Origin of the sequence: Virgibacillus sp. AGTR, assembly GCF_016919725.2 — a bacterium.
Taxonomy (GTDB): Bacteria; Bacillota; Bacilli; order Bacillales; family Amphibacillaceae; genus Virgibacillus; species Virgibacillus salarius.
This window is the reverse complement of record NZ_JAJERH010000004.1, coordinates 104,720-117,395: the sequence shown is the minus strand read 5'-3', so window position 1 is coordinate 117,395 and position 12,676 is coordinate 104,720. Positions and strand designations below refer to the sequence as shown.

The window sequence follows — 12,676 nt, the reverse complement described above, 5'->3', positions numbered from 1 at the left end:
CCATTTATGGGATTGTTCACCAAACATGGCAGTAATAAGTCCAAAAAAAACAAACCGTCGGACGTTAAACCCACAAAAAAGGATAAGAAGTCAAAAGAGAAGAAATCCCTATTTTCTGGTAAGAAGAAAGAATTGACATTATTAGAGCGTATGCAGCTCGAAGAATCCGTTGCTGCAGCGTCCTTGGATGTCGTTCAGGAATTAGCGGAGATAGGTAATTCGGCGGTTAGGGAGTTGGATGACGGTCTTTTGATTGTCGCGGTCACAAACGAGATGCTCGAAGAAGCAGGTCTGGACCATACCGGCGAGGAATTTGGTTCTTTCGCCCAGGCGTTGCGTTCAGAGACGATTGAATCGATTACGCTTGCAGACGATTTAGCCACTGGTGTGATTGGTATTATTCCATCACAGGAAACGCTGATTTCCCTGGATGAATTTGATTTTGTTCATGATCTAGCGTTTTGTTGGGCGCTCGTTCCATTTGATCTGAGTGACGACGATCGATTGACAGTTTTGGAATCGACCGTACACATTGAGCGGTTGGTAGAAATGGCTAACGATCCGAACATACAGCTCGATATTAAAAACGGTGAGATTGTGGAAGCTGAAGTGGATGAGGGATACGGAGAAACAAACGCGGAGACATACGCACCAGTGACAGATGGTCTGGACGAAGGCGATAATTTCGAGGAAGACAATGGTATGGATTTTGATGAAGATAATTCCCTTGTTGACAGAGCGGATGAGTTAGGTACCAATGACCTGAATGAGCTGGAGGATTCCGAAGACTTATTCGATGAAGAACCGGATACCGATTTCGATAATACGGATATGGATGCGGAACTGGATGACATGCTTGATGCGAATTTGGATAACGGTTATGACGATACATTTGATGAAAGCGACATGTATGAGGGTTACGATTCTGATATGGAAGACATGGAGGATGTGGCGGTTGCCACTGATTTCACAGAGGATGACGGCATGACAGCTGAGGAATCTAAGGAATCGATTAATCGATTGGTCTTTCATGGATTTAACAATACGGAATTGGATCTTAACATTGATATGTCCAAGTTCGATGATTATTTTGATTCCGTATCTATCGCTCGATTCGATACATCTCGTACAGATGGTAGCGAATTGCAAAACGTTCTTTCGAAATTACGTGAAGATGCAAATGTTGAACTGCAACGTTTTCATCAAGATAATATACAGTCGCTTCGTAACAAATTTACAACAAGCATGCGAGATATTCATAATAAATTGGTTGAGTCGTTGGATCACAAAGATAAGCAGACCCCTTACGGTCGTCGCCATGATGAGATTGAATCAGAATTCGAAGAAGCGATGGATGATTTGGAGCGGCAGGTTGCAGGAGAAATCGCTCGGATTAATAAGGAATACAATGACGCCCGGGAAGAATATGCAGAGAATGCGAAACGTGAAGCCTATGCGGTGTATGACAGTCGTTATCGTGATGAACGCAATCAAAAAATTGATAACGTTAGAGACCATGTTCAGTCCGATTTGAAAACGAATCGAGATACGGAACTTGGCGAGTTATATAAAGATCGACGCACCGTGGCAAAACGCCTATTCGACAAAGCAATGACAGGACTTTTGCAACAATTACAAGAAGAATATCAAGCAATCTCTCAAAAAGAGTTGCAGATGTATGATGCGTTCCGTAAAAACATGGATTCTTACCTACGTAAACACTTTGCGGATGAAGTATTAAGAGCAAAAGCGGAAGCAGAGAAATTAAAACAGTCTCATGAAGCAGAACGTGTACGCGCCGAGTATGAGCAGATGCTTCTGACGAAAACTCGTCAGATAGAAGAGGATAATAAACAGGCAAGGGAAAACTTACGCCAGGTAGAATCTAAACTCAAAGAACAAATCGATCGTGTCATAGAGGATTATGAACGTCGTATCGAACGGGAACATCGAGAAAACGAAAACCTTCGCGAACTACTTCAGAATGCGAATGCAAGCAACAGTAAAATTGGTGAGCAAAAAGAAGAGGAGGTTAAACATCGTATGAAGATGTATGAAGATGCCCTCGAAGCCAAAGAAAAAGAATTGGCGTATGCGAATGAGCGCGCCAACCAAGCGCATAGACCGATGAAATTTGTTCTCGGTGCGGTTGGTGCGGTGACACTTGCAATTGGAATTATCTTCGGATTCCTGTTCGGTGCCAATTCTATAGAGATTGCACCAGCGTCCAACGAAGCGCAACCGACTGAACAAACGGTGCCATTCAACAATGAAATACCGGCAGAAGTGATGGAGCCATTTAACGTTCATATCGCCGTCTAGCTGGATAAAAGGATAAGACGTAACCTCTTTTTAAAAGGGGTTTCGTCTTTTTTATGACATAAATAAAATGGAAAATTATTCCTTACACACAAGAAATATGATATAATCAATTTAACTTGAAACACTGTACACACAGTGTTTTTTACGATTATTTCCATTTATTTAAACATGAAGGAATACAGAAAGGGTGGTTCAGTGGGTCTACGAAGTAAAAAATCAAAAAACTGGGAGATACTCAAGGATCAGGATTATAAAGAGCGGGTGAAAAACCGAGAAGTGCATGCCACACAGACAATGGAACGCGGAGAGCGCGGGGTGGTGGACAAACCTGTCAAAGAGAGGGTTTTGTCTCTCTTCATTGCAGGTATATTTGCCGTTTTGGGTTTTTTCGTTGGATGTATCGGTATGATTATGTGGGGGTTTTTCCAGTTCTTATCGAACGGGGACGGCGTATCGTTTTTGGATTTTGATATGAGTCAAATCCAAATCACGTCGAATTGGCAAGTGTATGCCTGGACAGCATTTGTGTTTCTGATGACGTGGTTGATTGCTAATGAGAGGCTGATGGCGAGTTGGCGTTCCAAAAATAGTATGATTGATTCCACCGATATTAATACATACGAAAATGATCAACATATTATGCTTCCGGAAGAAGTGCAGCGCACGTATGACTGGTTCCCGGATGTCGGGGCGCATTCCAGTGTACAGGTGTCGAGCTTACTTTCTCATATGATGCTCGACAGAAAGGGTTTGAAACGGGTGGATGTGACCGAACGTCACAAAAAAGACATGAAAGAAAATGGTGAGGTTGTTATCCATAAAGGCGAAGTCGTCCAGGACGAAAACGGGAAGATCGTCCGGACCAAGAAGCCCCTGATTGATGAGAAATTCGGTCAGGATTTGTTTACGGCAAGCGGAATCCCGGTCACAGAAAAAGACATCCGCAAGCCTTTGGATGTGAAGAAAATCGAATATAATCCGGTCGATGATACAGGCAACCGCAAAGACCGTGACAAACTGCCGTATGACACCGTTGCCGATTTAATTAATAAAGACTGGGAATTTCCAGAATACGAAGTACAGCGACCGGCCGGAGCGTATATTGTTGATACCGCTCCCGTTAATACTATGGTGTTGGCTATTACAAGAGCTGGTAAGGGTAAATTGGCCCGGTTTGTTTAGTGATAAGCAAATCCTATATGTTAAATGCTTTGAAGCCCTAAAGCCTTTTTGCCGAAACAGTAGGCTGAAAAGTCAAGCTGAGTGGTAACGAAAGTAGAAAAAAGAAAAAGGATAAACATACGGTTAAATCCTAAGTGTTTACTAACAATGGGTGTTTAGCAGCCAATCCGCTACGGTTTACGAAACTAGGCGGAAGGTTCAACGATTATCTCCTTGTGGGAGAGTAAATCCGCAAGCTAAGGGCGGAAGAAAAATAATAAATCTTGTTTTGTTTGTAAAGGATGAGAGTGATGAGCAAATTAGAGAAGGCTGCAGCGTTTTATTTGCGCGGTTTTAACAGTCAATATATTAAGCGTCGAACGGGCATTTCGATGCAATCATTGTTAAAACAACAATTAGCAAAAGGAATTCGATATACAAAAGAGGATATTATTCATCATCAGATTGCGTACATCCGTGACCGCTATACAGATGATGACATTAAAAAAGCGTATCGTGATATGTCACGCGAGTATGCTGATCCATATAAGGCTACACGCGGAAGACACATTGTGATGTTAGGTTGCGCTTTCGGTAATTATAAACGTGTTTTTTCAGATATATTAGGTGCTGATACTTATAAACAGTTGCGTAATGAATGTTGGAAAAAGAAACAGGTGGCGACAGTTAAAGCGAATTATGGTGTCTCTAATGTTTTTGAAAAAGAGACATACGACCAATTTGTTACAGCAAAAGCTGCGGCTGATGGCCGACGGGAACGCACAGAAGCATTAGTTGAGCGTTATGGAGTAGAACACCCGAACGAGCACCCTAACATTGCTGCAAAAATGATTGAAAGTCTTGAAACCACAATGTTAGACCATTACGGCGTTGATAATCCGATGAAGGCGCCGGGTATTGCTATGAAATCAGCATATGCTCGACAGTCGGCTATGAAAGAGAAATATGGTGCTGGCAATAGCGTACAGGTTAAAGCGATTAGGGATAAAATATTCAATAATAGACGTAAAAATAGAACATTGCATACGTCTAAACCTGAACAAGAATTAGGAGTTCTATTACGTGCCTATTTCGGTGATGATGATGTTTTATATAATGTCGTTGTTGATGATCGGTATCCTTTCAGAGTTGATTATTATATTAAATCATTAGATTTATTTATTGAACTGAATGGTGATCGTTGCCACAATACACATTGGTATGACGCATCTAATTCACGTGACCAACAGATAGTAAGGTCTTGGATTGAGAACATGAACCGATTGGAATTAGAATCTGGCAAACCGTCGAGGTATCGCCAATTTATTCAAACATGGACGGAACGTGATGTTAAAAAGCGTTTGACGGCAAAAGTTAATAAATTGAACTATTTAGTCTTCTGGGATGGTTCATGTAAGCAAGTCAATAAAAAGCAAGTACCTAATTTGAGTGATGTATATGCGTGGTTTGATGCGGGGTGCCCGTCTCCGCAAAATTGGTTACCGGAAAACACTTATTAAAACAAAACAAGATTACGAAATAATCTCAACGTTGTATGAAAAATACAAGCTGTGATACCTCTTAGGTGTCACGGGGTTCACCTTGCGAATGAACCCGAAGATAATGTCAAACAGTTATTGAACCAACGCTTGATATGTGGACGCGCGAAAAGCGCAAAAACAACATGGTAGTAAATGATCCGAAAGGGGAACTGCTCGTTAAGTTCTTTATCCCTGCGACAATTCGGGGGTATGAAATCGTCCAGTTCAACTTGATTAACCCATTAAATACGGACATTTATAACCCGTTAGGGTTCGCGGCGGAGTCAGCACGTGAAGGGGATTTCACGAAAGCCGCTTCATATATCGAAAATATCGGGGATATTTTCTTCCCGAAAGAAGGTGCCGATGATCCCATGTGGCGTGCGAGATGTTGTTCTTAAAAGATAGCCTAATAAGCTATCAGGGAGAGAACGGTCAAGAATTGAGTCTTGGCTAACTTTACCGACGAGGGAATGGAATGATAGGGTAACGCCTTGAAACTTCCCCAGTAATCTGCCCTAACCTGATGTTCGCCCAACGAATATCGGGGACAATAGCCGGGTGACATATGCGGAACGTATCCCTAACGCATAATGGCGAGGAAAGCCCTACGGAGAAAGACCGAGAGGAAACTGATACTATTACGTATGCTGTGAGTACCGTATGGTGAGAATGTAGCAATACTGACGAACTTGCGAATGTACGCTTCGATAAGGGTAGGCCCAGAAATGGGTCTTGGTCTATAAAACGACTTCCGGCTAGGAGAAGGGGGCTAATGCCACATACATACCCCATCTTCCTTGTGTTACAGGCACAAGTGTTAGCCACGGAGTAGAGCAAGCACCTAACCGGTACTAATCATAGTTGGTAAGGAACATCGAAAGCTGTGAACGTTGAAGGTTTTAACCTTCTGTGTGGGAGCGAAGTTGAATAGGAAACGGCAATGCTGAGGGAACTATTCTTAATCACAGTGAGAGTAGTGGCATGAGCAATGAAGGTTTTGTAATGAAACTGGAGCAATAGCCACAAGTCCGTGAAATGAAAACAACTAAAATAACTATCACTATAATTTATGGGTTCGGGTACGACAAAAAAGTCACCGACACCTTAGTAAAGGACTGGTGATAGACCATGAGTGAAATTGAGTCGAAACAAGAAAGAAACCGTAAATACTACGACAGAGTAGAAGTTTACGAGAAACTTTATGCTAAATCAGTAGATAACGTGAAATTTAAGCGATTGTTGGATAGGGTTAAACAACCTGACAATATCATGTTGGCTTATCGTAACATCAAAGGAAATAAAGGTTCAAATACACCGTCAGCAGACGGCATGACGATAAATAACATCAAGAAATTATCGCCTAATGAAATCATTCTTGAGGTTCATAGAAGGCTAGATTGGTATAAACCGGAAGTGACTAAGCGAGTGTATATTCCAAAACCAAACGGAGATAAACGCCCTCTAGGCATTCCGTCAATATGGGACAGATTGATTCAGCAAGCCATTCTGCAAGTCTTAGAGCCGATATGCGAGGCGAAGTTCAACCCTCACAGTTACGGTTTTAGACCCCACAGAAGCGCTGAAAATGCAATGGCTGATGTAGCCTTCAAAGTCAACATACAACATTATATATACGTTGTAGACGTTGATATAAAGAGCTTCTTCGATGAAATAGACCATAACATTCTGCTAAAACTCATGTGGAACATGGGAATACAGGATAAAAAGCTATTATCCATCGTAAAAGAAATGCTGAAAGCCAAAATACTGCACCCGGACGGAACGATTGAGCAAGCGACAAAAGGATCGCCGCAAGGCGGAGTGTTAAGTCCATTGCTTGCAAACATTTATCTTAATGAGTTGGATTGGTGGGTTAGTAGCCAATGGGAAACATTCAAAACCCGCAAGGATTATACACTAAAGCGAGCCAACGGAACACTTGACCAATCAGGAAAATACCGAGCTTTACGCAAAAGCTCGAACCTAAAAGAAATGACGATTGTGAGATATGCGGACGACTTCAAGATTTTCACCAATACAAAAGAGTCTGCAGAGAAAATCCTTATTGCAGTCATAAAATGGCTGTATGAAAGATTGAAACTGCAAGTGTCTCCCGATAAATCGGGTGTCACGGACTTGAAAAAGCAATCGGCTGAATTTCTAGGGTTCAGCTTCCGTATCACCAAGAAAGGCAAGGCACGGAACGGTAAAGCAAGGTTTATCATGAGAAGCGATGTGAGTGAGAAAGCACAAGCAACAATAAAATCTAAGCTGGCTGATCAAATAAAAGCTATACAGCGGGCGTCAACCTCGAAAAGAGGAATGGATGAAGTGCTGAAATACAACTCGATGGTAGTCGGAATTCATAACTACTATCACATCGCAACGAATGTAAATGCCAATTTTCAACGAATGTCATTAGGTCTGCTGAGAAAAATGTACAATCGTTTGAACCGAAACAATGAGAGAGATAATTTCTCGCGAAAAGGTCAATATGATGGAAAAGATGTAAGAATTAAGCGGTATATGAAATCAAAAAGCATGCGGTATTACATGGGTTATCCGATTGTTCCACTATCATATGTGCAGCATAAAAGTCCGATGATGTTGAAGAAAGATTACCGACACTTCGACACCATTGAGGATGTACATGTGAAAGTCGAAGTAGTAAAGCTAAGAAACAATGCTCACTACAACAATCGACGAAGCATTGAGTACATGGACAATCGAATTGCAAGATTCATAGCCCAAAAAGGAAAATGTGCGGTAACTGGCGTCCTGCTCTATGCAGACGAAGTAACGTGCCATCACATTATTCCTTATCACATATCGAATGACGATTCATATACAAACCTTGTCATCGTTCATGAAGATATTCATAGATTGATTCATGCGACGCAAGGAGCGACAATCCAACGTTATCTTACGAAATTAAAGCTAAATAATAAAGAATTGACTCATGTGAATAAGTACCGTAAAAAAGTCGGAAACGACGAAATACGGTAAATGGCTCAAATAGACAGTTATTTTAGTTGAAGCACGGATGGAGCGCCGTGTGCGGTGAAAGTCGCACGCACGGTGCGGAGCGGGGGTAAACGGAAAAGACAATTTGCTCATGGCAAACACTTAGTACGTGAACCTATCGCTATCGAATGCGGCGAATAATGCCTTTAAACGTTCTGCTTTTGGTTTAATCGACTTTTACCTGGAAGAAGAAAAACGTGTGCGTAAACAGGCGGAGTTCGAAGGGAAGCCGGAGAAAGTTTTGATGCAAGAACTCGATGATATGTGGGGGAAAGTCACGCTATATAACGCTTATCAGTTATTCGTTGTGTTATCGTCGAAAAAGTCCACGGACCCGTCGGTTATCAAAATTGATGAGAATGAAAACGTTAAAGAGAAAGACTATTTAACGCTATTTTTTGACGCGACGGCGAAACTACCACAGAACGAAATGCGTAAACTCGTCCAGAATACAGATAATGCACTTCGTGCGATGGCAGGGTCGGATAAGACGATTGCGTCGGTGTATGGGATTGCTCTGACCGCCATGAGTTTCTTTACCGACCCAACGATTTCTACGTTGACGTCCGGTAAACCGTCGCAGAATTTCGATGCAAAAGGCTTGTCGTTCCCGAGACGTGTCGGTGTTCGCTTTGCATCCGAGTATCTTGAAAAGTATAAATTAGTTGGACTTCAGTCCGTCTGGAGCGCTTATGAAGATCCAACGTTCGAAAAACCGCTTGATGAGAAGCTGTTTGGTCACACGCAGATGATTGACCGTGAGGGCTGGGCTCGTTATTTCTTCGACGGGAAATTCAAAAAGCGTAAGAGTTATATTAAACTGCAAATCAAGAATCCGAAGACAGATTTACTCGTCAAAACGTTTTATTTTGAATTGGAGCTTACGTTTAAGACGGACTTATCTGGTCGCCGATATGTGAAAGACCCGGTGTTGAATAAAAAAATCATGCGGGATGGAGTACTTCGTGAGCTTCGTTTTAACAAGAAAAAGAACAAATTTGAATACCGCGACACCGCTGTGAAGCGTCGCTATTATGACTTACTTGATGAAGATAGAAAACAACAGATTGTCGAAATTCCGGCGTTTAGCCAGAAAACCGTGAAGTATACGGAGCGACCGAAGGCGATTTTTTTCATCACTCCACCACACCTGATGAGTTATGCAAAGCTCATCCTAATTTTGATAAAACAGATGGTGGATGTAAACTTCGAGAGTTCGTATCTCACAAAAGAAAACCAGAAACCTCTCTATAAGACACGTTATATGCTTGATGAGGTCGGTAACTTGCAGTCCGAGGGGAATGGTATTCCGGCATTGCAAACAATGCTTAGTATCGGGCTTGGTCAGGATCAGCAGTTTAGTGCGACCAGTTGTTAAATGAAAAGTTTAGCCACACATGATGTGTGAACTGCCATGTCGATGAGTGGAATGATGGGGTAACACCTTGAAACACTCACACTGAGCTACGGCGTGCATGATAATCATGTACGAAGCCCGTTAAAGGCGGCAGAGAGCAACCGTCGGGGTTTTCCCACGAAAGCGCCTTATTGGTGTGTTGCCTATATGCCGGGTGTCTATAAACTGCCTATGATTAGAATGTCGCAATAGCGACTGACGAATTTGCGAATGTACGATTCCTTAGCTGACCGTTGTAGAAATGCAACTAAATTTGCAGAGGGTGAGTAAAAATTGGACTTATGAAACCCCTCGTTGCGTTACAGGCGCTTCTATTGCAAATGGGATCAGAGCAAAGGTCTAAGGGCAGCTATGTACAGATAGATATGGTGGAACTGGGAAAGATATTGAGCGAAATACACATTTGTTCTTTGACAACTAAATAATAGAGTGAAAATGACTGAGCGTGTAGCGTTTAGATTTTACTACAAGGGTTGGGAGGTTTAACGATATGACAATACCTGTATTTAAACCAAACAAACGAACACGCAAATACGAAGATTTATCAGGGCGCACATTTAACAGGTTGTCGGTTTTGTATCGAACCAGTGATTATGTTACAAAAAGCGGTACAGCTCACGTGCAGTATTCGTGTGAATGTGAATGTGGAGCAAAGTGTATTGTGAGAGCGACAAGTCTTAAAAACGGTAGAACGGCATCCTGTGGATGTTTTAGGAAAGAACGTGTGAAGGCAAACTTCACGTTTGAGGATTTAACAGGACAGACGTTTAATCGCTGGACGGTATTATACCATGCGGAAAGTATCACAGAACCATCGGGACGAAAAGCCACGATGTGGCATTGCCGTTGTGAGTGTGGTACGGAAAGAGATATACGCGCGGGGACGTTGAAATCAGGTGAATCCAAATCATGCGGTTGTCTGAAAACGGACGTACTAAGCAAAGTGCGTAATCTTGAAGGTCAAACGTTTGGTCGATGGTTAGTGCTTGGAGTAGGTTCGGAGCAAGTGGTGCCGAGCGGTCGTCGTTTGAAGCGATGGGTCTGTGAATGCGAGTGTGGTGAAGTCCGGGAGGTGACGGAACAGTCACTGGTTCGAGGAAAAAGCATATCGTGTGGTTGTTACCGGAAGGAGCAGCATAAAGAAAAAGTTGTATATGAAGATTTAACAGGTAACAAGTATGGTTCATGGACAGTGCTGGAGCGTGTTCCCGATCGCTTTTATCCCGGTGGTGGCAGGGCGACGATGTGGAAATGCCACTGCGCTTGCGGTACTGAAAATATCGTGGCGGGAAACATGCTAAAATCGGGGATCAGTCAATCCTGCGGTTGCGCCTTTCCGTTTGAGTCAAAATCGGAAACGTATGTCGCGCGTTATCTGGATGCTAGTGACCTTACGTACACCAAACAAAAAATATTTGATGGTCTGGTTGGTGTTGGTGGTCGCTCTTTATCTTATGATTTTATGGTGTATAAAGATGGTTCGCCGCTATGTTTGATTGAATATCAGGGGGAACAACACTTTAAACCGGTGGAATACTTCGGTGGTGAGGAAAAACTTAAAATACAACGACAGCACGATCAATTAAAGCGAGAACATGCCGAAGCGATAAATCTACCGTTAATTGAAATACATTACTCGCACCAAACGTATAAGGCGATTGCGTCAGAATTAGATAAACAATTTCATTCTATTATTTAGTACCTGTATTTCGTAGACTGACGAAGAATAATAAGCAGTCGTATCGATATTGAAAAGTAGTGATCGCAGCGATGATCGCGGTTGTAATGGTCGCAGGAGTGATGGTCACAAGCCGAGTGCTTCTTACGGCTCGGTGGAACGCCGTGTGCGGTGAAAATCGCATGCACGGTGTGGAGCGGGGGAAAAGGCGACGATTACATCAAACCCTTACCTATCGCTATCTTTAATCCTGCAAACTCTCCAGCAATTACGTGATGTGTATGGGGACTCAGTAGATAAAATTATCCAGGGGAACACGGAGAACATCGTTTTCTTAAAATCCACGGACGACTCGATGATTGATACGCTTGTGAAGATGAGCGGAACGACGCATGAAGCGCGTGTGGATCAGAAGACCGTCACGCGTGACAATGAACGGCTTCTTGCCAAGAACGAAGGGAAAATCAGCTACACGATGGCGACAAAAGAACGTCCGGTTATACAATTCAATGATTTCATGTTCATTGAAGCTCGTAATTCCATTGTAATTAAAGCAGGAGTAAGCCCGATCTGGAACCGTAATGAAACGGCATATCCGATGAGTTGGCGATTATTTCAGAATCAAATCAGTCTTCCTGGTAAGAAATTCAGTCTGCAGACGATACCGACAAATTCAAGCGCCAAGGATTTTGACGTTAGAAAGAATCAGCCGGACTTCTTCCACATGTTGGAACAACGTCTGGAACAAGCGAGAGCAGCCGATGTCATGAAAAAAGCGTATTTGGAAGCATATGGACTCACAGAGACGGATCTTATCCGCCTTGATCAGAACGTTGTTGCCGATGACATCATGCATGCAATCAATTCGCAGTTGTATAACATCAAGCACCGTCAAGCTGGGGAGGTACATGTTGAGGCCATGGAAGATGTTCCGGATATGGACGAATTCGGTAATATCTTGGATGCTGCCATCGAAAACACCGAGTTGGTGCAGGAAGCGGCGAAAGCGCAAAACCAGCAGGAAATGCATCAACAAAAACGTTACGCCGGCGGTCAAATCAGCCGGGAAGACTTGGTTTCTATAGGTGGTCAAGTGAATCGTCAGCTCGATAAGGTACTTGCCGAAGCGTATGCCGAGTCACAGAAATACTTCGAAGACGCTCCGGGATTCCGTGTAAATGATGACGGAGAGCTGATGAGCGATACCGGTGCGATGTACGTTCGTACAAGTAAGGGTGCCGATCGGGAGGATATCGAATCGCTGGAGAATGCTGAGACAGACACCGAGAGGCGCGTGTACGGGGAAGGCGATGTGGACGAGGTCTTCTATGAAGTAACGGATGAATTCATCAAGTACCTCGCGGACCTTGAATCTTGGCAGGATTTAGCCGGAGGACGTTTTGAGCAGTGTGCGAAACGGGCGTATCAGTTGAAAATGCAGAGTTAACATAAAAAATCGAATATGCAAGTATTTTCTTGTTCCATTGTTTCAAGAAACTGTATGAATGTTTAACAAACCCCACCCCCAAA

The 12,676-nt window shown here is 42.9% G+C and carries 8 protein-coding genes; all 8 read left to right on the top strand.

Translation table 11 applies throughout. The features are described 5' to 3' along the window. Nucleotides 1-6 precede the first annotated feature (6 nt). Complete coding sequence (locus tag JUJ52_RS03265) at nucleotides 7-2,322, top strand: hypothetical protein (RefSeq protein ID WP_228088752.1); 2,316 nt, start codon at nucleotides 7-9, stop codon at nucleotides 2,320-2,322. A gap of 195 nt (nucleotides 2,323-2,517) precedes the next feature. Continuing rightward, nucleotides 2,518-3,504 (top strand): hypothetical protein, encoded by a 987-nt coding sequence (locus JUJ52_RS03260; protein WP_228088751.1) that lies wholly within the window; start codon nucleotides 2,518-2,520, stop codon nucleotides 3,502-3,504. A 290-nt stretch (nucleotides 3,505-3,794) separates the two neighbouring features. Beyond that, entirely contained in the window at nucleotides 3,795-5,003 is a 1,209-nt protein-coding gene (locus JUJ52_RS03255; RefSeq protein WP_228088750.1) for a DUF7487 domain-containing protein, read from the top strand. Nucleotides 5,004-5,167: 164 nt separating this feature from the next. Then, the gene (locus JUJ52_RS03250) at nucleotides 5,168-5,425 is read left to right on the top strand and encodes a type IV secretory system conjugative DNA transfer family protein (protein WP_228088749.1); all 258 of its coding nucleotides are present in this window, start codon (nucleotides 5,168-5,170) and stop codon (nucleotides 5,423-5,425) included. A gap of 730 nt (nucleotides 5,426-6,155) precedes the next feature. Beyond that, nucleotides 6,156-8,033, top strand: coding sequence for a group II intron reverse transcriptase/maturase (ltrA, locus tag JUJ52_RS03245; RefSeq protein ID WP_228088748.1), 1,878 nt, complete (start codon nucleotides 6,156-6,158; stop codon nucleotides 8,031-8,033). Between the two features lie 217 nt (nucleotides 8,034-8,250). Further along, nucleotides 8,251-9,429 (top strand): P-loop NTPase family protein, encoded by a 1,179-nt coding sequence (locus JUJ52_RS03240; RefSeq protein ID WP_228088747.1) that lies wholly within the window; start codon nucleotides 8,251-8,253, stop codon nucleotides 9,427-9,429. 529 nt (nucleotides 9,430-9,958) lie between these two features. Continuing rightward, nucleotides 9,959-11,167 carry a hypothetical protein gene (locus JUJ52_RS03235; protein ID WP_228088746.1) on the top strand — a complete coding sequence of 403 codons (1,209 nt, stop codon included), beginning with the start codon at nucleotides 9,959-9,961 and terminating at the stop codon, nucleotides 11,165-11,167. Nucleotides 11,168-11,360: 193 nt separating this feature from the next. Further along, nucleotides 11,361-12,593 (top strand): TraM recognition domain-containing protein, encoded by a 1,233-nt coding sequence (locus JUJ52_RS03230; protein WP_228088787.1) that lies wholly within the window; start codon nucleotides 11,361-11,363, stop codon nucleotides 12,591-12,593. Nucleotides 12,594-12,676 lie beyond the last annotated feature (83 nt).